This is a genomic window from Fodinibius salsisoli (assembly GCF_026229185.1).
Classification (GTDB): Bacteria; Bacteroidota; Rhodothermia; order Balneolales; family Balneolaceae; genus Fodinibius; species Fodinibius salsisoli.
This window is the reverse complement of record NZ_JAGGJA010000016.1, coordinates 34,892-59,187: the sequence shown is the minus strand read 5'-3', so window position 1 is coordinate 59,187 and position 24,296 is coordinate 34,892. Positions and strand designations below refer to the sequence as shown.

Below are 24,296 nucleotides of genomic sequence, written 5' to 3'. Positions count from 1 at the left end.
TTTAACGGAGCAAAAGTTGGTATCCGGTATCCAGACCAGACAACCCTCCTTTTATTATTTTGGGGCAGCCAAGCTTCTAACCCCTCCGGCCTAATATAAATTCTGCTGGGACAAGTGACTGAAGCCGAAGCGTAGAAAATCATTTCCTGTCTGAAAGTTGCCGCTTTTGAGCAACTTGAGTTAAATGATTTTAGCGCAGGCGGAGCGAACGGCAGCATGAATTTATTCAGCCGGTGAGTTTTTTGATTACTTTTTTCATCACTGAAAAATAGTAATAAGAGTATGGCATTGCTTAGAAATTAAGTAATAAATTTCTTTCGCCTTTTGCTGTCTCCTGTCTTGCCACAAGTTACACACTTGCGACCGGATGGATAACATTCATGTCAATAAATAGCCCGCTTTACGTTTAATGCCATAAGTCATCCCCCTACTCACGGAAAAGAACCGTGAGTTTCCCCCTTCGAAGGGGGACAGGGAAATTATAGCCGTTAACAACAATGATAAAACCTCAATTTGTTAGGCGACCAGGTAGATGTAAAATCTTTTTAGACAGCCTCACTCGGAATCCTTCTTTATTTCTCAGCTAAGCAATAGGAGATTTCTCGCTGACGCTGGAAAAGACTGGGGGGGTAGGGTTCTAAGGATTCAGGTTAGGAAAAGTTCATCAATACGAGGTCTTCTTTCAGCTACAGGAACTTTTGGGTATGCCCCGGCCTAATGTAAATTTCGCTGGTCAAGAGACCGAAAGCGAAGCGTTTAACCCCGAGCCTGTTTGAAGAGCGCGAGCGATGAGTTAAATGATTGTAGCGTAGCTGGAGGGATCGAAGCGATAATTTACTCAGCCGGTCAATTTTTTGGGTTCCCCAGCTTTGCTGGTTCCGAGCCTTCAGAATTCTTGATGGAAAAAATGGAACAAGAACCTAGCCCTTTACAATAGAAGATTTCTCTCGCCGCTGACGCTTTGTTCGAAATGACTCTGGTGGTTGTATTAGAGGATGAATCATTATCTCCCTTCCCTGCCCCATGGAATCCTCCGAGGAATCGGAGGGCCACAGCGTGGCATTCCATAGGGCCTGCTCGTAAGGAAGGGGCGGCATGCGCTACGAAGTTTTAACGTAGTAGTGGGATGGGTCAAAAAATACTCATCCGATGAGTGCAGAGCTGCATTATAATTTGAAGCCGTCAATGTTCTGAATCCGGCATTGTTTTGGAAGCAAATCATAAGAATATTACCACTATTCAATAGTAATTCCGTTTTTGCATCGGCTGTAAATGCCGTACCTTTGGTCAAATCAACTGCAATACTGTCTTTAAGTACCACAATACATGAGAAATGATGATATAATCCAAAGTATCCGCCACATGCTGGATCTTAATGATATTGAGATCGCCCATATCCTGAAGCTCCGGGGCTATAAACCCAAACGCGGCGAGGTAGCGGCCATCTTTAAGAACCAGGATGAGCCGTTGGATGAAAAAGAAGCGGATTGCAGTCACCTGCTGATGGCCCATTTCCTGGATGGACTTATTTACTACAAGCGGGGCAAAAGCAAGGAGCATCCTCCCCATCCTATTAAAACGCCCGTCACCAACAACATGGTGCTCAAAAAACTGCGGGTTGCTTTCAAGCTGCGTGAAAAAGATATGCACGATACCCTCGAACGTGGAGGCTTTTCCCTTTCCAAGCATGAAATGAGTGCCCTGTTTCGTCGAGAGGGCCATAAGAACTACCGGGAGTGCGGAGACCAGGTGTTACGATACTTTTTAAAGGGACTGACTGAACGAATTAAAAATGGAGAATGAAAAATTGAACTTATTTTATTCATACAGTCCGCTCCAGCCATAGCTTATCCTTAGCTCAGCATTACTGGAAGAGTGACTAATTTCAGGCTACAGTAAAACTCTTCAATGAAAAAATTGGGGTAGTATTAGGTGGTTAGGGGCCTTTGCAAGGCTAAGCTTATCATCCTAAACAGGTGCTGAACTTGTTTCTGTATCTTATCAGGATCTTGGTTAAGATCCCCCCAAAAACATATGAGATTCTGAAACGAGTTCAGAATGACAAGATATATTGGTTTTACAAGGCCCTCTGTATAGCTATTTTCAGGGCTTAGATATTCCAAACAATTCCTTACCTTTAAACTCGCCTGAATTCTTAATTTTTCATTTTTAATTCGTAATTGATTCCTGTGAGTGATCAAAAGATAATTTTTTCGATGGTTGGGGTCAGTAAAGTCTACAAGCCCAACAACTATGTACTTAAAGACATCTACCTCTCCTTTTTTCACGGTGCTAAAATCGGGGTGCTGGGTAATAACGGCTCTGGTAAAAGTACTTTGCTCAGTATCATCGCGGGCGAAGATGAGGATTACCTCGGCGAAATATCCCGTCAGAAAGGCATCAGCTTTGGTATGCTTCCGCAGGAACCGAAGCTGGATCCCGATAAGACCGTCAAAGAAATTGTAGAGGAGGGCGTGCAGGAAACCATCGACCTGCTGAACGAATATGAGGAGGTGAACGCAGCTTTTGGCGAGCCGGATGCCGACTTTGAGAAGCTTATCGAAAAGCAGGAAAGACTGCAGGAGCAGATCGAACAGCGCGACGCCTGGAACCTTGACAGCAAATTGGAACAGGCTATGGATGCCCTCCGGACGCCCCCGGGCGATACTTCGGTGGACGTCCTTTCCGGTGGTGAGACCCGTCGTGTGGCGCTCTGCCGCCTGCTCCTCCAGAAGCCGGACGTGTTGCTGCTGGATGAGCCTACCAACCACCTGGATGCGGAATCGGTGGCCTGGCTGGAACAGCACCTGGCGCGCTATGAAGGCACCGTCATCGCGGTAACGCACGACCGTTATTTCCTGGATAATGTAGCCGGCTGGATCCTCGAACTGGATCGCGGCGAGGGCATCCCCTTTGAAGGCAACTACAGCTCCTGGCTCGATCAAAAGCGGAAACGACTGGCACAGGAAGAGAAGCAGGAGTCCAAGCGACAGAAAACGCTGCAGAAAGAGCTGGAGTGGATTCAGCAGAATCCCAAGGGACGACGGTCGAAGAGTAAGGCGCGGATCAACAAATATAATGAACTGCTGTCTGAGGAACGGGCTAAGCAGCGGGAGGATATGGAGATCTTTATCCCGGCCGGCCCGCGTCTGGGCGACAAAGTGATTGAAGCGCAGGATATATCCAAAAGCTATGGCGACCGGCTGCTTATCGAAGATATGAACTTCAGTCTTCCGCCCGGAGGCATCGTGGGCGTCATCGGACCCAATGGCGCGGGTAAATCTACGCTCTTCAAGATGATTACCGGCGAGGAAGAGCCCGACAGCGGAGATATTGTGCTCGGCGATACGGTGGAGCTGGGCTACGTTAACCAGAAGCGTCCACTGGACCCGGATAAATCCATCTGGGAAGAGATTTCCGACGGCAAAGATACCATTAAGCTGGGCAACCGGGAGATGAATTCACGGGCCTATACGGCACGCTTTAATTTCAGCGGCACCGACCAGCAAAAACGATGCAGCGAAATATCCGGGGGCGAACGCAACCGGGTTCACCTGGCCAAGATGCTGAAAGAGGAAGCCAATGTACTACTCCTTGACGAACCTACCAACGACCTGGACGTCCATACTCTCCGTGCCCTTGAAGAGGCCCTGCTGGACTTCGCCGGATGTGCGGTAGTCATTTCCCACGACCGCTGGTTCCTCGACCGTATCGCCACCCACATGCTGGCGTTTGAAGGTAACAGCCAGGTCTACTGGTTCCATGGCAACTATTCGGAGTATGAAGAAAACCGGGAAAAGCGGCTGGGCTCGAAGTACCATCCGGAGCGAATCAAATACAAGAAGCTGATGAGAGATTAGGTTTTAATTTAAAATTAAGAATGTAGAATTAGGAATTAAATGCCATTATTCTCTCAACGAGTATTAGCCAATATAATTAGGTTAAGACCATTTCTAATTCTCATTTTTAGTTTCTGATTGATTGGCTGCTGGGCATTTGCATCCTGAGCGTTAATCGTAATGTTTCCCGAAGTAGACGTTTGACCAATTAGGGCGGCACCGGACAAATACCCATACTCATCTGTACAAAGAAAGAGCCGATGATAAGCGAGGTTACAAAAATGAAGAGCATCATTTTTGGAGAAAAGAGGCTGAATCCATCCTTATCGGGGCGAAAGATATCCATGGCGTATTTCTTTGTTTAAATTATTGTTTCTACCCTGAAGTACATCCGGGATGACAAGTAGAAATCATTTTTTCTGCAGAAGCTGAAGTAAAAACAGCTGTTGGTCATCGGTCCATACCTGCTCGACTGAAAACCAGTTATCTACCAGCTTCCGGAACTCATCCAGAGAATACTTATACGAATTTTCGGTGTGGATGGATTCTCCGGCCTCCAACTTAAACTGTTCTTCCTCAATGTTCACCGTCTGTTCTTTCTTTGAGACGAGGTGCATTTCGCTACGCCGTCCGGACGGCCCTTAAGAAAGTACGCAAAACGCCCGTGATCCAGACATTTCTGGAGGACTCCACCTGTGTGATTTCGCTTAGTGCAGGCGACATAGATGAAGAGATCATCCTGGATGATATCAAGTTCATCAACGGGAAGGAAGCCTGGAAGCGGGTAGAGCAAGAGAGCACCCGTGCGATGGAGGCCTCTGCACTTGCCAGTGATCGATGGGAGGAAAAGCTTGAGCAGGAGCGCGAAAATCCACCGACCACCAACTTGACTATCGATGACTTTGCGGAGCTGATCGAACAGTTCAAACCGGAATTTATGGAGATGGACGGGGGCGTCTTTGTCAAAAGAACCTATGACTATCCGCTGCTAGGCGATTCGGAAAGCGAGGCTCTGGCCAACCGGTTCAAGCTTATGGAGCTGCTTAAATCCTCCGCCCACTATGAGGAGCTCGACCGGTTATATGGTTATTTCAAGGGTGTTAACTTTTCCGAAGGTGACTTGCTGCCCACCCTCTGTGATGCCTTTGTGGAAAAGCTGGGCAATCGCCTGAAAATGGCGTTCGGCGACCGCTCCTTTAAGACCTACATGGTGGTGGACCGGTCGACACTCTACCACTTTACCTTTTGCACAGAACGGGATGACGGCTACAAATTTCCCCGTTATTGCGAACACAGCGAGGGCGGCGTTGAGCGGGTAATCCGGCTTCCATAGCGAGCGGCTATTCCTCTTTTCTTACTCTTTAAGCAGGAGATTGCCCAAGCCAGGTTCCTCTTCTTCAGTAGGCATTTCTGCGAGCCCTGTAGTGCTGCTCCAGCTCATAGGCGTGTGCCGCCCACCCCATTGGGTTGCTGCAGCGAAATTGCATCCTATAATGTTAATTCAATCACTCTTACAACTCTATCCCCCATGAAACATGCGTCCATGGAGACTCTTTATTAGTGATCAAAAACTGAAAATGCTTGGTATATCGCCTCACGGCTTCCGGTGTATAGGTATTTCTTCTCCAATACTGGGCTCCCACCATATAAGAAAGCCCGAATTCTGCCCACGACGAAAAAACGGTTTTAATGCGCCGGCCGTTGTCTTCCAGCAGCGCCCAGGCTTCTTCTTCCGTTATGTATTTCAGGAATGCCGACATCCGGATCAACCACGAACAGCGGCCGTAGTGCCAGGCCATGTCGCCACCCGGCAGACTATCCCGGTAGTTATGTACCATATCCATAACATGGCTATAATCGCCCAGCTGGTCTTTTTTAGTAGCGGCTATTTTCAGTTCTTCTCCACTGAGTACTTCCCAGGTATTTAGTTCGCCTGTGAAAGACTTTTTTTCGTTCAGTGTTTTGATCGTATCGCTCAAATCCGCCAGGTTGTTGATTTCCCAGTCGCGGGTAAGCACATGCCGGATGTTTTCTACCAGTTCGGGATGTGTATAATCTCCTTTCGGCATCAGGGTGTCGTGGCGTTGGTTATTAAGCTGGGCCAACATGGCGGAAGTGGCCAGCAACCACAATTGTTTCTGGCTCAGTTGGTCGGGGTTTTCGTATTTAAATTGATTCATATTTCTCCTGTTTAAGCATTATTACGAAGATAATTGCCGGCCATGGTGATAAGGTTGTAATACTTCTTCGGATAATAGGCTCCTAAATCCAGGCAGTTTTGGAAATGAGGTTTCGCATTTTCCCATCGTTCGAATTCCTTGTAGGCTTTAGCCGTCCAAAACGACATAAAGATATCGTCTTCATCGGGTTGCGTCCCGTATTGCTGAAAATAACGTTCTCCAATAAAAACCATTTGGGGATGTGCCTGTGCCATCATGGCTTTTCGCATTAGTTCTACAAATTCCGGTCGCCATCTATGGGGTTCTGTTGCCGCGTTCAGCACCAGTGCCCGCAATTCTTTCATGTATTCATCGTCTTCTTCAACATATTGTTGCTCTAATTCTGCCATAAGCGATTGGCAGGTCTTGAGATATTCTTGGTCGATTTGCTCGCGTTCCAGATAGCTTATGTAATTTTGCAAGAAATCTTTGGCCTCATCCATGCGTAGTAACATCATCAGAAAGCGGGTTTTCAGTGTCGCTGCATCACCCAGGTTGTAAATTCCTGCCGAACGCCACATATCTATAACCAAGTTGAGGTATTCCAGACCTTTTTCAAATTTCGCGATGTGCTCACAAAGCTTGGCGGCATGAAAAACTGCCCACCGGCCCTGCTTAGAGTCTCCAAGCCCTTCTTTCTTCAGGGAATCGAAAAGCTGTAAAGCTTCCTCTATTTCCCTTTTCCAGAAAAGCGACTTCTGCGCTTTTTTATCTAATTGAGCCACATGCTTGCCGAGAGATGCCATAAACACATACTGGTCGTGGGCACTGGGCTGGGGCCTGATTAGCTGTACCATCCATTTAAAATTTGTGTAGGCCTTGTCATATTCGCCCATGTCAAAATAGCTCTTACCCATGCAGTAGAAACCAGCCCGGTCATACCTTCGTTCGTGTTGAAAAATACGGCTGGCTTCTATGGATTTATCATACTGCTGTAAATGCAAAGCTGCCCTGGCTACCCCCTGACAGGCGTAGATGTTTTGGGGATTTAAATCCCTTGCTTTTTCGTAAAAAGACAAAGCCTGCTCATAATTGTTTTCAGCCATGTAAATGCCTGCCATAGCAAAAACGGTAGGGTGGGCGTCGGGAAACTCTTTGTAGAAGCGAAGAACCATTTCTTTGGCCTCCAGAAGATCGTCTAAGTTCGGGTAGTGTACCATCAGCTTATCGATAAGAAACACTCTGACCTCTTTGTTGGTAGCCAGACTTAGAGCATTGTGCAAGGTCTCGGGCAGATCGCCGGGTTCATGGCTACCATTGTATTGCGCACGGGAAGCTGAATGGGCATATATCTTCAGAGCTTTAATATCCGGATCATCAATGTGCTCTTTCGGGACTTCTACCAGATCAAAGATGTCCAATTCCAATTGCTGTAACATACGTTTGTAATATGCTTTTGGCCCTTCTTCTTTGGCATGCCCCTTTACCGACCGGCTCAAGATGCCGTTCAATGAGAGGGTGACATAAGCAGCATATTCCAGGTTGGTTGGGTTGATTTCCGAGAGTTTTTTAAAAATGACGTGGCCCGCGTTGAACTCCTTCAGGTCCAGACAACATTTTCCCAGGAGGAAGAGCAATTTAAGTTGAAGCGGGTGTTCTTTTATCATCGAGATTAAATCCGCTTTGTTTTCAACTGCGGGGCGTGTCTCAAAAAGAAAGGCCCTTTGCAGGTACAGCAGCTCTTCATCATTGGGAAAACGCTGCACGGCATCACCCATGGTTGTAACGAAGAGTTCTTTTGCTTTCTCGTTTTCCTGCAAAACAGCCGATTGATAAAGGATCTGGAGCAAACGCTGCCAACCCACCAGCGGCATATTTTCCGGCTCTATTTGAGCGATGGCCTGAAAAGCCTCCTTGTTCCGGCCATTTCTTTGTAAGCCGGTAGCATGTAAAATGGTGGGAAGAATAAAATCTAATTTCTGGGGTTCATATTGGTAGATGGGTATCGCATCTATTAACAGGTCGAGTTCAAAATTTCCCCGATCAACGATGCTTTCCAGAAAAGGGTAATTCTTTTCATTATTGGCTTTCAGGTCTTCCCACTCCGGAGACCGAAACAAAGCTACAAACGGGAAAGACCGTTTTAGCAGTGCGAAAACCTCTGACTTAAGTAACGAATGCCCCGATAAAAATTCGATAATGGGCATGCAATAGGCTCCCGGTTGGCTTGTGGTATTTTCCCGGGCATTTTTGATGGCCGATTTCCAGTATGATAAATCATACCGCGTTTCAAGCTGTTGGTAAATTTCCGTAAAACGGGCAACAAGCTGGCCGGGCGTTTGTATATCTTTCCCTTCGTGTCTTTCGACAGCTTGCTTCAACGGAGGCTTTTGTCCTTCCTGTGCCAGGTTTATTTCCCTACTTATCTGTCGGTATCGGCCCAAAAGCGTCACAAACTGACCGGTATCCCGGTCAAAATCAATGCTTTTAATTTGCTTTTCTATCTCCTGAAGCGTTTTTGACCTATCGCTTTGTTGCTCTTTATCTGATGATTTCAATTTTCGTTCTTAAGTTTTGTTTTTGGTGTATCAAACTCTGGCAAGTGTTATCTAACAGATATTACAACTCTACCTCCCGGGACACATTTTCCGGGGAAAGTTTGGATCAGTAACCCACACTTGAAAATGCTCCACGTGCGGCTACTAACCGACGATGCAGGTTCATTTAGGCGATTAAACATTTAGAGCGTCGTCGTTTTATCACATCCGCCGGTACCGGGCGGCCCAAACGTTTCTCCTTGCCTGATATACTACGACAATCCGATCAAAAATTACAATTCTACTTTGAAGAGATGACGGATGTAATATGCGTGATTATTTGAAAAAGCTGTATTCAGTAGTCAGAATTCTGAAGATATTCTGACAGATCACTGATCGACTCAATACCCCGTTCGCCAGCCTGTTTTTTTCGCATAATCAGGGCGTAGCTGTTTTCAAAACCGATCGGCTTTAGCCACTGCAAGTCAAACCGTTGCTTTGATTGCTCCTGTACATAATGATATACCGCCTCCGCATTATTGCTCAGGCTATCTACGACGTCCTGCTCTGCATCCAGGAGTACGTGCAGGCCGGTGCCCGTATATTCGGGGTAGAGCTGTATTTCGTCGTTCAGCAATGCCTTAAATACGATCTGGGTGCCTGCCAAACCGGTACGAAGCCCGACGTCCAGAGCGGTATAGTTTTCAATCAGCATCTGATACATATGAGCCAAGAGAAACTGTTCGGTCTGCAGCTTTCCGCCGATCAGCAAATCCGGTGTTCCCTGCCGATCGATATCTGTTTTAAAACCCAGGCTATCCAGAAATGCTTTGGCAACCTCGGCTTCAGCCTGCTGCCCCTGATCCACCGCACTATTCAGGCTGATCATTTGCCGCGTAGTGATTTTTTCTGCCAGCTTACTGACGGCTTCTATAACTTCAGGATTCTCTTGCATAAAGTCCCGCTTCACGATCGGGGCGGCCTCATAGGGCGGAAAGTACTCACGGTCATCTTCCAGCACCTTCAGATCGAAAGCTTCTATGCGCCCATCCGTGGAATAGCCCACAATCACATCCACCTTTCCATTACTCAGAGCCTGGTAGGTCAGGGCTGCGTTCATCTCCACAATCGGCATATCGGCCAGCTCATACCCTTCCTTCAATCCCTGGTAGCCATCGGCCCGTTCCAGAAATTCCGGTGGGATACCCGCTTTAAAGGTGTCAACGTTAAATGTTGTTGCAATAGCATAGATGGATACAAAAATCATGACTACTGCCAATCCATAGCTCAGTGGTTTTAACAATGTGGAGGCCTTGCGCTCCAGGAATCCCAGGATAAAATCGAAAGCGAGGGCCAGCAGGGCCGCCGGCAGTGCTCCCGCCATAATCATAACAGAATTGTTGAGCGATATGCCCCGAAAAATGAACTCGCCGAGCCCCCCGGCCCCGATTAGCGCACAGAGCGTAGCAACGCCTACATTGATCACCGTAGCCGTCCGGATGCCCGCAAAAATGACGGGGGTGGCCAGCGGTAGCTGTACCTTTCGTAAAATTTGTCCATCGGTCATGCCCATCCCCCGGGCCGATTCAATGACGGACGAATCCACTTCTTTAATGCCGGAATAGGTATTCCGGACGATCGGCAGTAAGGCATAAAGGAAAAGAGCAGCAATAGCAGGCAGCGGGCCAATCCCCAGCAGGGGCAGCATAAATCCCAGCAGGGCAATACTCGGTATCGTTTGAATTACCCCCACCGCCCCCAGCACCGGACCGGATATATTCTCATGCCGGGTAGCCAGAAGTCCAACGGGGATGCCTAACATCACGGCAATCAGAATAGAAATAAAGGTCAACCCAAGGTGCTCAATCGTCTGACCAAATAACTCAGTCTGGTTGCTCAGGATAAAATGCCACAAGTCAGCCATCATATCCCTACCCCTGTTTTTCTTTCAGTTTATGGCGCACCCGGTAGAATCCCGAGAGCAATTGTTCCGAAGTAACAGAGGCAACCGGCTGATCTTCTTTGTCATAAATCACATAAGAATGCGCCTCTGGCTTAGCATCCTGGAATACCGAAAAAAAGCTGTCATTCGCCGCCGCCCGCGGACCATTTCCCTCGAACCCCTCCGAAAAGGATCTCGGAGTATCGGCTGAGGACTGAAGAATTTCCAGGATATCGCCTGTAGTTATACTCATCATCTCAAGCTGCAGGCGGTTAGATTTAAAGAACGAATCCACAAAATCATTTTGGGGATTAAACAACAGCTCCCTGGGCGTACCAACCTGTTGTACTTTCCCCTGATCGAGCAGGCAGAGGCGATCGCACATATCAAAAGCTTCTCCCACATCGTGTGTCACCAGCACGATGGTCTTTTGGATATTCTTCAAAAGCTGTTTGACTTCACCACGGACCTGCTGCTTGGTAATAGGATCCAGGGCCCCAAACGGCTCATCCATCAAGATGATAGGCGGATCTGCGGCCAGTGCCCGCGCCAAACCTACCCGCTGCTGTTGTCCCCCGCTCAATTCATCCGGTGCGCGGCGGGCAAACGTCTCCGGTTCCAGGCCCACCATTCGTAACAGCTGCTGAGTACGCTCACTGATACGTTGATCATCCCATTGCAACAGCCTGGGTACCGTAGCGATATTTTGCTGCACCGTATAATGTGGAAAAAGCCCCACATTCTGAATCACATATCCAATGTGCCTACGGAGCGTTTCCGATGGCTGGCTATTTATATCCTCTCCGTTAATTAAAATATGGCCTGAAGAAGGGGTTACCAGCCGATTGATCATTTTTAAAGTGGTTGTCTTGCCACATCCGCTGGTGCCGATGAGTCCAAATATTTCTCCTTCTTCAATTTTGAAGGATAAATCGACAACCGCTGCCTTTTGTCCGTAATATTTGGAAACTTTTTGCAGTTCAATCAAAATGGTTGGCTAGTACTATTATAAGAACAATATTGCTGGCAATGTCAATGGGTATAGTACAATAATTTGTAAAGGCTGCCAACAAATTTGGGCTACCGGGGCACCGGACAAATCCCCATACTCATTTGAAGCAGAAAAGAGCCGACAATAAGGACTGCTACGAAGATGAAAAGAAACATTTTCGGAGAGTAAAGACTAAATCCATCGTTTTCAGGGCGAAAAAAATCCATTTCATAATATCATTTTTGAACTACTACTCCGATCCTGGAATAAATAAAAGATGAGCAGTAGAAATCATTTCTTCTGCAGTAGCTGTAATGAAAAAAGCTGTTGGTCATCGGTCCACACCTGCTCGACTGAAAACCAAGGATCTACCAGCTTCCGGAACTCATCCAGAGAATATTTATACGAATTTTCGGTGTGGATGGATTCTCCGGCCTCCAACTTAAACTGTTCTTCCTCAATGTTCACCGTCTGTTCTTTCTTTGAGACGAGGTGCATTTCGATACGCCCTTTGGTTTCATTAAAGAAAGCACGATGGGCATACTGGTCGATCTCAAAATCAGCTTCCAATTCCCGATTAATACGCACCAGCATATTCTTATTAAACTCTGCCGTTATTCCTTTTGTGTCATTATAGGCAGCCTCCAAAATCTCTTTGTCTTTCTTCAGATCTACCCCAATTAGCATTTGGGCCTTGCCATCGGTGAGCGACACCAGGTTTTCGAAAAATGATTGAGCCTGCCCGGGATGGAAATTACCGATTGTTGAGCCCGGAAAGAAAATGAGCTGCGAAGCATTTTCCTCTTGAAGGTGGGGCACCTGAAAAGGTTGAGTATAGTCGGCAAAGACCGGGATAATATTTATCCTTGGATACTCAACCCGTAGCTGACTAACCACTTTTAATAAGTAAGCTTCTGATATATCAACGGGTACATAGGCGTTGAGTGACGGCAGGCTTTCAAGCAAGGAGCGCGTCTTACGGCTACTTCCACTGCCCAGCTCAATAAGGGTAGATCCGGGTGCTACATGGTCAACAATTTCTTCAATATTGGACCGGAGAATAGCTCGCTCTGTCCTCGTGAGGTAATATTCCTCCAGACCCGTAATCTGCTCAAATAGCGTTGACCCTTTCTCATCATAAAAAAGCTTGGCCGGCAGCTGTTTCTGCTTCTGCTGCATGCCTTGTAACACTTCTTGGGCAACGGACGGTTGCTGTAATGACAGCTGATTATCCATATCTAAAAACATCTAAACGTTTCGAGCTAATCGAAAGCCATTAAATTGCCAGCGTGCATCGGGGTAGAAAAAATTGCGATAGGTTTTCCGGATATGGGTTTGTGAAGTTGCACACGATCCGCCACGCAACACATATTGGCTGCACATAAACTTGCCGTTATATTCGCCCAGGGCTCCGGGCAGCGGCTCATACCCCGGATAAGGTTCATAAGAACTCATGGTCCACTCCCATACATCACCAAACATCTGTTTTAGGGTTGTATCATTAGAGCGGGCTGGCCTCGGATGATACAAACCTTGTTCTACAAAATTACCTTCGTAGGGCAGTCCTTCTGCTGCAACCTCCCATTCTGCTTCCGTAGGGAGCCGGGCATCAGCCCATCGTGCATAAGCATCAGCTTCGTAATAACTGAGGTGAGTTACCGGTTCACCTGGGTTGACTTTCTTCACACCTCCAAGCGTATAATAATGCCACGCCCCTTCCTTTTTAAACCAATAAAGTGGAGCTCTCCATTCCTCTTCATTCACGGTCGCCCATCCCTCATCAAGCCACAGCTCAGATCGCCGATACCCATCGGCCTCAATAAAGTCGATGAATTCAGCATTGGTGATAAGTCGGTCCGAGAGCTCAAAGGGCTCTAAAAACTTACGGTGCCGGGGCTGCTCATTGTCATAGGTATATTCTTTTCCTTCGTTACCGATATGATACACCCCTTCCTCAAAAGAGATCCAATTGAGATCATCGGCCTCTTTCTGGGGTGACGTTTCCAACTCACGATACGGCGGTTTCAATGGATTCTGGGCAAACAGAAATTTGAGATCCGTGAGCATCAATTCCTGATGCTGCTGTTCGTGGTGATTGCCAATTTCAATGACCGGACCAAATTCCTGGAGCTGTTGCTCCGAAGCCGTATCAAGAAACTGCAATATTTTATTATTCACATATTTCCGGTACTCGAACACTTCACTTACCGTGGGCCGGGAAAGTAATCCACGTTTCGATCGCTGATGAGGCTCGCCCGTCTGCAGATAATAGGAGTTAAAGATATAGGCATATTGCGGATGCATAGACTCGTAGTTGGAAAAAGCTTTTTCCAACACAAAGGTCTCATAAAACCAACTCACATGAGCCAGATGCCATTTCGTTGGACTGGTGTGTTCCACCGCCTGGATGACAAAGTCCTCCGTTTCCAGTGGCTCCACCAGTGCCTCACTAAACGACCGTATGGCAGTATACCTTTCTTTTAGATGTTCAGCATCCGGCTTGGCAAGAGAATCCTTAACGTTCTTAGCAGCCATACAGAATAAACTTAGGAACTGCGTTTTACCTATTTAGTTTGTATAACAACCTCTTGTAGCTATACAGTTCTACTGTCTCTTACTTTTTATGTAAGCCTATACCTATTGCGTAGATGCCACTCACTCTTCGCGGTAGAAATAAATTTTCTTCCGGTCAGAATCTTTTCCGCTTTTTATTTTAACACCTTCGTCCTGGTTAAACTGGTAAACAGCGGTTCTCATCGAGTTTACATTTTTATCATCTTCGTATGGCACCTCAATGGCATCACCTCCAACTTCGAGCTGGCTTAATGCTTCTAAGAGAGGCTTAAACTTAGATGACCGCTTTTTGGCATTTTGTATTTTTTCTCGATTTACGAATTTAATATCCATATAATTCTCCCTGAAATTGGATCTAATTTAAATTGTATTTTCTAACTTAACACACCTGAAAAAATCCTTAACTGGAACCTACTATAACTCTAACCTAACCTTTATAGTTCCATTATATATGTTTTTTACATATATATAACACGATATATAATTTAAATAAAAATAGCTTGTAAAATCTAATTTTTACAAGCTATTTCCTGTAAAATGAAAAAATTATAATGTTTGTCTATTGAATTTCATAAAACTGCTGGTAGACATAATCCCAAAATTCTGCCAAATTTGACCCTTTATTGTGAGGGTTTTTGGATTTTGTCGACTTCATTGCATCTAAACAAGCTTTCTCCTTCGCATCATAATATGACTTCAACTGATGGGCTGTTGGATTCTCTATCATTTCTTCAAACTTTTCTATTTTCTGAGCCATAATAGATTTTAATCTTTTTTCCTTGATAGTGGTAAAACGAAATTTTTTGCATCGAAACATGAGGTATACACTTGTTTCATACCCAATAAAGCAGTTTAAAGCGGATTTTGCAAGAATGACGCTATCTATAAGGTGCTTGAATTAAAAGCCTACCAAAATAACAAAACCCTGCTTAGATAACTCTAAACAGGGTTAAAATATTGTGGGCGATGAAGGATTCGAACCTACGACTTCTTCCTTGTAAGGGAAGCACTCTAAACCGCTGAGTTAATCGCCCTTTTTAAGAGTGCAAAATATACAGATACTTTTCTTCTTATACAAAAGAATATTGTTTCTATTTCGCCACACAATTTTCCTGTAGGTTAACAGCGTTAACCTTTTAGCTTGACTTATGAATGTTTATAACCCATCTTAGCGTTTGGGAATACATCATATTTTTAAATACAAACTAAAATATGGCGGATCAATCACGAAATAATACACAAAAAGAAGCGGTTTTAGTCGATGGTGCTCGTATCCCTTTTCTGCGGTCAGGCACCGGCTACAAAAAAATGATGGCTTATGATCTCGGCCGAATGGCTATCGAAGGCCTAATCGGTCGGTCTTCAATTAACGGCCAGGACATTGACCGCATTATTATGGGGTGCGTTATTCAGGATGTTAATACCAGCAACGTGGCTCGAGAATCTGCCCTCGGTGCCGGTCTTCCTAACTCAATTCCTGCTCATACCGTTACCCAAGCCTGTATTTCTTCTAACCAAGCCGTCTCATCCGCGGTAGACCTCATACGTACGGGACAAGCCAGGATTGTACTGGCCGGTGGTACCGAAACCATGTCAGATATCCCGATCCGGTTTCGGCGTAAGTTCCGTCAAAAGCTACTGGATGCCCGGAAATATAAGTCCATTAGCGATTGGCTCTCTTTCTTTAAAGGATTGCGCCCATCCGACCTGCTGCCCGAAATCCCCGCCATTGCCGAATTTTCTACCGGTGAAACAATGGGCGAAAGCTGTGATCGTATGGCTGCACACTTTGGAATCAGCCGCAAGGCACAGGATGAATATGCACTGCGCTCACATCAGCTGGCAGCCAAAGCGACCCACGAGGGATTTCTTGACGAGGAACTCTTAGCCGCAGCCATCCCCCCTGGCTTTGAGACCATCGAACATGATAACGGCTTCCGGGAAGACACTTCCATGGATAAGCTGGAGAAACTAAGCCCTGCTTTTATTAAACCCCACGGAACCATTACGGCCGGCAACTCTTCTTTTCTGACCGACGGAGCCTCAGCTTCACTGATTGTAGAAAAAAACAAGGCCAAAGAAATTGGGCTTCAGCCGAAGGCATATCTGCGATCTTATACTTACGTCGCCCAGGACCCGGAAGAGGAGTTATTGCTCGGCCCGGCCTATGCAACGCCCAAAGTGCTGGATGCCATGGGACTCACCCTTTCGGATATTGATGTATTTGAATTCCATGAAGCTTTTGCCGGTCAAATTCTGACGGTTCTCAAGGCCCTGAATTCCGATACCTTCGCAAAGGAAAAGCTGAACCGCAGTCAAAAAGTTGGTGACATTCCTATGGATAAATTCAATTGCTGGGGCGGCTCCCTTTCCCTGGGCCATCCTTTTGGGGCTACCGGCACTCGCTTAGTGACAACAGCTGCTAATCGGCTACACCATGAGGATGGGACCCTTGCTCTGGTTGCGGCCTGTGCTGCCGGCGGACAGGGCCATGCCATGATTCTTGAGCGATACGACGGTTAAATAAGTTGGTATAATAATTATTAGGATATCTTTACCATGAGTTATTTATCTACACAGTTAGAAGACAACATTCTGATTGTAACGCTTGATCAGGCCGGTGAAAAAGTCAATAAACTGAATGAAGAGCTGATTGCTGAATTCCAGGATCTGCTCCAAAATACCGACCCGGCTTCCATAGACGGCATCGTATTAATCAGCGGAAAGAAGCAAAATTTTATTGCCGGTGCTGATGTGGAAATGCTGAAAAACAAACAAGCTCCCGAAGAGATTGAAGAGCTCAGCCAGCGCGGCAATGAGCTTCTCCTGGAACTGGAACATTTTGATAAGCCTATTGTAGCCGCCATCCATGGTTCGTGCCTGGGCGGTGGACTTGAAGTCGCCATGGCCTGCCATTACCGTGTAGCTTCTGACCATGACAAGACCGTCATGGGTCAGCCCGAAGTTCAATTAGGACTTCTCCCCGGCGGCGGAGGCACCCAACGGCTGCCCCGGCTCATCGGCATCCAGAATGCACTGACCTACCTGCTGACGGGCAAAAATATTTATCCGCATAAAGCACACAAACTCGGCTTGGTGGATGAACTGACCCACAAAGATGCTATCCTGAAAGCAGCCAAAACGGCCGTGCTAAAATTGAATAACGAAAAGTTTGAGCGTAAGGATAAGCGCTCCCTGCTGCATCAACTGATGGAAGGGCTGAGTCCACTTCGGAAGATCATTTACTCGCAGGCCCGAAAGCGAGCCCAATCTAACACCAAGGGTAATTACCCCGCGCCCCCGCTAATCATCGACTGTGTAGAAGAAGGATATGAAAACGGTATGCGGGCCGGCCTGGATCTGGAATCCAGAAATTTTGGTCGTCTTGCCGCTACACCTGAGTCGGAAGCGATGGTCAACTTATTTTTTGCAATGCAAGGGGCGAAGAAAAACCCCGATAAAGATAAGGCGGCCGAAGTTCGTAAAATAGGCGTCTTAGGGGCCGGACTTATGGGGGCTGGTATTGCAAATGTTTCAGCGGATAATGGGCAATACCGGGTTTTGCTGAAGGACCAGAATGCCCAACAAGCCAATGAAGGGAAAAAGCATATCTGGCAAGACCTTGACCAGAAGAAAGATAAGCATATCATCTCTTCTTTCGAACGCGACCGTACCACCAGCCTTATCACGGCCACTGGCAGCTACGATGGGTTTCAAAATGTGGATATAGTCATTGAAGCGGTGTTCGAAGATCTGGATCTCAAGCAGTCCATTTTACGGGAGACGGAGAAGATTCTTCCGGATGACGGAATTTTTGCCTCTAATACCTCCTCCCTGCCTATCCACAAAATTGCCGAGGTTGCTCAGCGTCCGGAGCAGGTTCTGGGCATGCATTATTTTTCGCCCGTCCCAAAGATGCCGCTGCTCGAAATTATTACCACCGACCAAACGGCCGATTGGGTGACGGCCACGGCCCGTGAAGTGGGCATCCAGCAGGGCAAGAACGTCATTGTCGTTAACGATGGACCCGGATTCTATACCACCCGCATCCTGGCGCCCTTTATGAATGAAGCGCTGATGCTCCTCGAGGAAGGCATCGCCATTGAAACACTGGATAAGCACATGAAGAATTTTGGCTTTCCGGTCGGTCCGGCGGCCTTGTTTGATGAAGTAGGCATCGATGTAGCCGCTCATATCACTAAAGTATTGAGCGACTTATTTTCCCAACGGGGATTCAGTCCCAGTGATAAACCTACCAAACTTTTTGAAGAAGGCTATAAAGGCAAGAAAAACAAGAAAGGGTTTTATAACTATGAGCAGGAGGGATCCAAAACCAAGAAAAAGGAACCCAATAAAGATATTTACCAATACTTTGGGGGACCCAATCGCTCTTCTATGGATGCTAAAACGGTTCAACAACGCATGGCGCTCACCATGGTCAATGAGGCCGCATGGTGCCTGCAAGACGATATCTTGCGTAACCCCACCGATGGCGATTTAGGAGCCGTACTGGGGCTCGGCTTCCCTCCTTTCCTGGGAGGACCTTTCCGCTATATTGATCGACAAGGGGCTGGTAAGATTGTCGATCAGCTTGAAACCTATCAAAAGGGATTGGGGCCACGCTTCAAACCCGCCGATATTCTTAAGGATTATGCTTCCTCGGGAAAAACATTTCATAATGAGTAACCCGTTTAGCGGTTAAAAATCATCCTGCATATGGTGAATGAGCTGGTTCGAATCAACAAAACAAATCAATCCTCCCTGTAATAGCGTGAGCGTCCGCTCGTGCTGATAACTGTCAAAAGCGGGTCGCTTGCGACAGTTAGGCCTTACAAAATTGAAGTATATCCGCCTGGTGATGGACTATTCCGGCTATTTCAAGCGTCCACGCTTGAAACAACGCATAATGTGATAAGCGTAGACGTCTGCCTATGCCGAAGCATTGGAAGGCGCATAATTAATTTCATAAAGGCTCCGCGCAGGCAGGCTTATCACAGCAAAGAAAGGGGAATTGACTGCTCTCAATAGCTCTCATACCGTTCTCCAACGGCTGAAGGCATCATCGCTCAAATAAAACCGTGATATTTTAAAAGCCTATATTTTTTTTAGTTTACTAACAATTCCTAAAATTGGAGCATGGCTACAAAAACCGTATCTTTAGAAGCTTAAAATTATTGATCACAAGTAAACTGATTTTTCATGATGAACGCAGCGTTATTTCTTATGGGATCTCCTGACCAGGCCGGATGGATTAATCTTGTCTTTTTGGGAGCTATCTTTTTGATTTTCTATTTCTTCATTATTCGTCCTCAGAGTCAACGACAGAAAAAAATCCAGGAAATGGTGGATAACCTTGAGAAAGGAGATAAAATAGTCACTTCCGGCGGAATGATTGCTCAAGTTAAAACTGTTGATGAGGACACCGTTTTGGCCGAAATTGACAGCGGCGTTAAGGCTCGTTTCAAGAAGAGTTCCATTACGGATGTGAATCCGAACCAGAATGACTAACAAACCTTTTCTACTATGTCCGGCGAAATAACGTTCGATAGCATTGAATCTGCTATCGAGGATATCAAGCAGGGTCGCATGGTCATCGTAGCCGATGACGAAGACCGTGAAAACGAAGGCGACTTTTTGATGGCTGCCGAAAAAGTGACGGCCGAAGCAGTTAATATTATGGCCAAATATGGGCGTGGCCTCATCTGCGTGCCCATTACACGGCAAAAAGCCTATGAGCTCAACCTCGACTACATGGTTACGGATGGCGCCGATCCGGACGAAGCCGCCTTTACGGTCTCCATAGATCATAAGGAACGCACTTCAACGGGCATTTCGGCTGCCGATCGTGCCAACACCATCAACGAATTGATTCAGGATGATGCCCAACCCGACGCCTTCCGTCGCCCTGGTCACGTATTCCCTTTAATTGGCGTAGAAGGCGGCGTAATGCGCCGCGCCGGCCATACGGAAGCATCCATCGATTTGGCTCGGCTGGCCGGACTAAAACCTGCCGGTGTTATCTGTGAGATCATGAAGGATAATGGAGCAATGGCCCGTCTTCCTGACCTTGCAGAGATTGCTGAGGAGTTCGACATGAAGCTCATCAGTATCAAAGATCTCATTGCCTATCGGATGAAAAACGAGTCGCTCGTCCGTAAGCTCGTAGACGTAGAGCTTCCTACCATTTATGGCGATTTTGCCCTCCATGCTTTCGAAGAACGGCTGACCGGAGACCATCACTTAGCCTTAGTCAAGGGACAATGGAATGAAGATGATCCGGTGTTAGTAAGAGTACACTCTTCATGCATGACTGGCGACATTTTTGGATCTAAACGCTGCGATTGCGGCGAGCAGCTGCACCAAGCCCTGCTGCAGGTCGAAAAAGAAGGCCGCGGCGTTGTACTTTATATGAACCAGGAAGGCCGTGGCATTGGACTGGTTAATAAGCTGAAGGCCTATAAGCTGCAGGAACAGGGTATGGATACCGTGGAAGCTAATGAAGCTCTCGGCTTTGAACCCGACCACCGAGATTATGGTGTGGGGGCTCAGATTCTACGTTCGTTGAACATTTGCAAGATGCGCCTGATGACCAACAATCCGGTGAAACGAGTGGGACTTAAAAGTTTTGGACTCGAAATGGTCGAACGCGTGCCGATAGAAGTGGGCGCCTACCCGGAAAACGTACGCTATTTAAAAACCAAGCGCGACAAGATGGGCCACAAGTTAGAGCTGGAAGAGCTCGATCCCCACAGCCCGGAGTTTATAGACAGCATAGTTACCGACGAATAACCTGTGATCCCATAGCTTGCGCCAAGTATTGCCTATGGGATTTTTTCATCTCTTTGTCTTGTCCACATAGATAGGCTATTACTCTCCGTCTACCTGCCCCTCGTTTGACCCAAAAGAAACTCCTTTTACTTGTACTCTCACTTCTGGCCAACAAATAAGCCAAGGGCATATATAAATTTAGGAACAACTGCAGCAGGCTTCAGGTATAGATTACAAATAATCATCTACTTGAAAAGAGCCTTTACTGCATGTTCTGGACTTCCGTTAAGAGAACCTATTCCTATTTATTCAAAGCTATACTTTGTTTTATTGTCTTTTTCACTCTATCCTCTTGTGCATACTCACTGAGTCTGTCAAACGCCCTTAGTTTTACGCATTCTTTGCAACAACAGCTCCAGCCAGCCGAAAGTACCGATAGCCTTACCGTGGAAGGAACCGTTACTTCGGATAGCGCAGATAAACCGCTACCCGGTGTATCTGTCCTGGTGAAAGGAACCCAGAATGGAACCACCACCAACGAAGACGGCCATTTTTCGCTTACTCTTTCGACTCAAAAAGAACCGGTCCTTTCTTTTTCTTTTATAGGTTATGAGACCGAAGAGATTGCTGTGGACGGTCGCCGGACCATCAATGTAGTGCTCAAAAAGGAAGTCGAGGAGATGGAAGACATTGTCGTAGTCGGCTATGGCAGTCAGCGCAAGCAAGATCTGACGGGCTCCATTTCATCTGTCTCGGCAACGGATATCCATAAACAATCGGTAACTTCGGCGGAAGAAGCCCTGCAGGGACAGATTGCCGGCGTACAGGTAACGAAGAACTCTGGGGCCCCGGGTGGTGGATCAACGGTGCGTATCAGGGGTACGAACTCTATTCGAGCGGGTAATAATCCTCTTTATGTTATTGACGGACTGCCTATTGGGGGCGGATCTTCTCCATCACAAAACCCTTTGTCTCTTATCAATCCCCAGGATATTGTCTCCATTGAAGTGCTTAAGGATGCCTCCGCAACCGCCATCTATGGGGCCCGCGGGGCAAATGGCGTCATAATGATTACCACCAAACAGGGTGACCGGGGAGATGCCCAGGTTAACGTTGAAGCCAGCTATGGCGTTAACCGCATCCGAAATAAATTGGACTTGATGGATACCCCCCAATTTGTGGCTTTGGCTAATGAAGCAGCCGCAAATGATGGTGCCGATCCGGTGTTTGTGAATTCACCGAACAGTTATCCCAATACCGATTGGCAGGATGAAGTATTTCGTTCAGCACCCCGTCAAAACTACCAGCTCTCAGTCTCCGGCGGAAGTGAAGACACACGCTATGCCCTCTCAGCCAACTTACTGGATGAGGAAGGCCTCCTGATTGGATCCGGCTACCAGCGCGGCAGCTTCCGTATCAACTTCGATAAACAAGTGAGTGATAAGTTTTCTATCGGCAACAATCTAATCGTAAGCCGTGCCCGCTATAGCCTCGTTGAAACTGGTGGACGGGGGCTCTCAGGCATTGTCAATGGTGCTTTACAGATCCCCTCTGTAGTGCCTGTCAAAGATGATGATGACAACTATGTGTTTCAGACTGATAATACAATTGAACGCGATAACCCCGTGGCCTCTGCCCTGGAAAAGACCAACACGAGCAAGCAATTTAAAGGGATTGGCAATATTTTTGCTACCTATATGCTTGCCGAAGGATTGGAAGTACGCGTAAGCATTGGGGGAAACCTGAGTTATGATAAAGACAATTTTTATGCTCCAAATAGTACGCTCCAGGGACAACAAAATAATAGTCTTGCCCGAGTAACAACCCGACAGCGCTTTCGGTGGGTTAATGAAAACACCCTAACCTACAATAAAGAATTTGCCGGCCTTCATGACCTTACCCTCCTGGGCGGCTTTACGCTGGAAAAAGTAAGCGGCGAAAACCTGCGGGGTGCATCCTCAGGATTTATTACTGACGCCTTTACCTATAATAATTTGAATGCAGGCGAAACGCCCAACAATCCCTCTACCGGGGCCAGCACCTCTACCCTGGCCTCATACTTGGGTCGTGTTAACTACAATTTTGATGATCGCTACCTGCTAACTTTAACCGGCCGTATTGATGGTTCATCTCGGTTTGGATCGGGCAACAAATATGGCTTTTTCCCATCCGGTGCCCTGGCCTGGCGTATCTCCGAAGAGACGTTTATGGAGGAACAGGACCTCTTCAACAACTTAAAACTGCGCCTTAGTTATGGTATTACCGGTAACCAGGAAATTGGAAATTACGCAGCCCTTACCCAGCTGGGCAACTCGCAAGTCACCTTAGGTGATCGCATTGCTGTAGGCATCAACCCGGCTAGTCTTGGCAATAAAGACCTCCAGTGGGAAAAGACGAGGCAATATAATATTGGACTCGATGTCGGCCTGATTAACAGTCGCCTAAGCCTCACCGCCGATGCCTATTACAAAAAAACTACGGACCTGCTGTTAACACGCCGTGTTCCCCGCTACACCGGTTATTCACAGTATTTAGATAATATCGGCAGCACTGAAAACCAGGGATTTGAGGTATCATTAGAGACCCAAAACATCTTGAAAAGCACCTTCTCATGGAGCACCTCTATTAACTACTCTATGAATCAAAATAAAGTATTAGAGCTTGCAGATGATGAACCCATGTATGTGGGAACACCCATTTCGTTTGCCGGCGGACAAAGTTTCCGTATCCTGCAAGAAGGTGGATCATTGGGTACTTTTTATGGTTATGAATACGGAGGCGTTTATGCCGACCAACAGGCCGTGGATAACTCCGAGACTGCCCTTGCCAGCACCCAGCCCGGCGATCCCTACCTCAAAGATATTAGCGGACCCGATGGAGAGCCCGACGGAACAATAGACGGCAACGACCAAACCATTATTGGTAATGCCTTTCCCGATTTTACCTTTGGCTTCACCAATAATTTCTTCTACAAAGGATTTGATCTCAGCATCTTTATCCAGGGATCGTACGGTAATGATGTGCTCAATATGAATACCCTGCGGCTGGAGAGCACCCGAGGCTATACTAACCAGACTACCGACGTGCTCAACCGATGGACGCCGGACAATCGCAATACCGATATTCCACGGGCCACGCGAAGCCGAAACAGCGCCGCCCAAACGGCCATGCGCGCCATTTCCAGCCGGCTGATCGAAGACGGCTCTTACCTGCGGCTCAAAAATATTACCCTTGGATATACCTTTCCCGTTAACTGGGGACAAAGTTTGGGAGCCCGCTCAGTTCGACTTTATGTAAGCGGACAAAATCTCTTTACCGCTACGAAGTACAGCGGTTACGATCCCGATGTTAGCACTTATAATAACTTGGGTAACCTGGGAGCCGATTATGGAACCTACCCTAAGGCCAAAACCTATTTGATGGGTATTAAACTTGGATTTTAATCAGGATCTATCACTCATGAACAGCAAGAGTAACAAGACTTTT

18 protein-coding genes and 1 tRNA gene are annotated in these 24,296 nt (G+C 46.9%); 8 read left to right on the top strand and 11 right to left on the bottom strand.

All coding sequences use genetic code 11. The features are described from left to right. Positions 1-1,326: 1,326 nt before the first annotated feature. A complete protein-coding gene (locus J6I44_RS17770; RefSeq protein ID WP_265767533.1) occupies positions 1,327-1,803 on the top strand; it encodes a YehS family protein in 477 nt (158 codons plus the stop codon). Between the two features lie 386 nt (positions 1,804-2,189). Next, the gene (ettA, locus tag J6I44_RS17765) at positions 2,190-3,860 is read left to right on the top strand and encodes an energy-dependent translational throttle protein EttA (protein WP_265767532.1); all 1,671 of its coding nucleotides are present in this window, start codon (positions 2,190-2,192) and stop codon (positions 3,858-3,860) included. A 187-nt stretch (positions 3,861-4,047) separates the two neighbouring features. On the opposite strand, the gene J6I44_RS17760 is transcribed toward ettA, so the two are convergent. Both J6I44_RS17760 and J6I44_RS17755 read right to left on the bottom strand, forming a co-directional pair. Beyond that, positions 4,048-4,185, bottom strand: coding sequence for a hypothetical protein (locus tag J6I44_RS17760; RefSeq protein WP_265767531.1), 138 nt, complete (start codon positions 4,183-4,185; stop codon positions 4,048-4,050). Between the two features lie 64 nt (positions 4,186-4,249). After that, positions 4,250-4,456 (bottom strand): L-histidine N(alpha)-methyltransferase, encoded by a 207-nt coding sequence (locus J6I44_RS17755; protein ID WP_265767530.1) that lies wholly within the window; start codon positions 4,454-4,456, stop codon positions 4,250-4,252. Here J6I44_RS17755 and J6I44_RS17750 point away from each other — a divergent pair. Next, positions 4,441-5,172 (top strand): hypothetical protein, encoded by a 732-nt coding sequence (locus J6I44_RS17750; RefSeq protein WP_265767529.1) that lies wholly within the window; start codon positions 4,441-4,443, stop codon positions 5,170-5,172. The two genes, J6I44_RS17755 and J6I44_RS17750, sit on opposite strands and share 16 nt — an antisense overlap. 178 nt (positions 5,173-5,350) lie before the next feature. On the opposite strand, the gene J6I44_RS17745 is transcribed toward J6I44_RS17750, so the two are convergent. The 9 genes from J6I44_RS17745 to J6I44_RS17705 form a co-directional block, all read right to left on the bottom strand. Continuing rightward, complete coding sequence (locus J6I44_RS17745) at positions 5,351-6,019, bottom strand: DUF1266 domain-containing protein (protein ID WP_265767528.1); 669 nt, start codon at positions 6,017-6,019, stop codon at positions 5,351-5,353. Positions 6,020-6,030: 11 nt separating this feature from the next. Next, positions 6,031-8,556 (bottom strand): tetratricopeptide repeat protein, encoded by a 2,526-nt coding sequence (locus J6I44_RS17740; protein ID WP_265767527.1) that lies wholly within the window; start codon positions 8,554-8,556, stop codon positions 6,031-6,033. Between the two features lie 334 nt (positions 8,557-8,890). Beyond that, entirely contained in the window at positions 8,891-10,459 is a 1,569-nt protein-coding gene (locus J6I44_RS17735) for an ABC transporter permease/substrate-binding protein (protein WP_491536873.1), read from the bottom strand. 7 nt (positions 10,460-10,466) lie between these two features. Beyond that, the gene (locus J6I44_RS17730; RefSeq protein WP_265767525.1) at positions 10,467-11,465 is read right to left on the bottom strand and encodes an ABC transporter ATP-binding protein; all 999 of its coding nucleotides are present in this window, start codon (positions 11,463-11,465) and stop codon (positions 10,467-10,469) included. 294 nt (positions 11,466-11,759) lie between these two features. After that, positions 11,760-12,704, bottom strand: coding sequence for an L-histidine N(alpha)-methyltransferase (egtD, locus tag J6I44_RS17725; protein WP_265767524.1), 945 nt, complete (start codon positions 12,702-12,704; stop codon positions 11,760-11,762). 12 nt (positions 12,705-12,716) lie between these two features. Next, positions 12,717-14,003 (bottom strand): ergothioneine biosynthesis protein EgtB, encoded by a 1,287-nt coding sequence (egtB, locus tag J6I44_RS17720; RefSeq protein WP_265767523.1) that lies wholly within the window; start codon positions 14,001-14,003, stop codon positions 12,717-12,719. Between the two features lie 120 nt (positions 14,004-14,123). Continuing rightward, positions 14,124-14,375: a hypothetical protein gene (locus J6I44_RS17715; RefSeq protein ID WP_265767522.1), complete on the bottom strand. Its 252-nt coding sequence runs from the start codon at positions 14,373-14,375 to the stop codon at positions 14,124-14,126. A 226-nt stretch (positions 14,376-14,601) separates the two neighbouring features. Beyond that, entirely contained in the window at positions 14,602-14,799 is a 198-nt protein-coding gene (locus tag J6I44_RS17710; protein ID WP_265767520.1) for a hypothetical protein, read from the bottom strand. A 203-nt stretch (positions 14,800-15,002) separates the two neighbouring features. Continuing rightward, positions 15,003-15,076 (bottom strand) — tRNA-Val (locus tag J6I44_RS17705). A 178-nt stretch (positions 15,077-15,254) separates the two neighbouring features. On the opposite strand from J6I44_RS17705, the gene J6I44_RS17700 reads away from it, so the two are divergent. The 5 genes from J6I44_RS17700 (at position 15,255) to J6I44_RS17680 (ending at position 24,253) form a co-directional block, all read left to right on the top strand. Then, positions 15,255-16,565, top strand: a complete 1,311-nt coding sequence (locus tag J6I44_RS17700; RefSeq protein ID WP_265767519.1) for an acetyl-CoA C-acyltransferase — start codon at positions 15,255-15,257, stop codon at positions 16,563-16,565. Between the two features lie 36 nt (positions 16,566-16,601). After that, on the top strand, positions 16,602-18,728 hold the full coding sequence (gene fadJ / locus J6I44_RS17695; RefSeq protein ID WP_265767518.1) for a fatty acid oxidation complex subunit alpha FadJ: 2,127 nt from the start codon (positions 16,602-16,604) through the stop codon (positions 18,726-18,728). Between the two features lie 513 nt (positions 18,729-19,241). Beyond that, positions 19,242-19,550: a preprotein translocase subunit YajC gene (yajC, locus tag J6I44_RS17690; protein WP_265767517.1), complete on the top strand. Its 309-nt coding sequence runs from the start codon at positions 19,242-19,244 to the stop codon at positions 19,548-19,550. A 15-nt stretch (positions 19,551-19,565) separates the two neighbouring features. Then, on the top strand, positions 19,566-20,831 hold the full coding sequence (locus J6I44_RS17685) for a bifunctional 3,4-dihydroxy-2-butanone-4-phosphate synthase/GTP cyclohydrolase II (RefSeq protein WP_265767515.1): 1,266 nt from the start codon (positions 19,566-19,568) through the stop codon (positions 20,829-20,831). Positions 20,832-21,211: 380 nt separating this feature from the next. Continuing rightward, positions 21,212-24,253, top strand: a complete 3,042-nt coding sequence (locus J6I44_RS17680) for a SusC/RagA family TonB-linked outer membrane protein (protein WP_265767514.1) — start codon at positions 21,212-21,214, stop codon at positions 24,251-24,253. Positions 24,254-24,296: the final 43 nt, after the last annotated feature.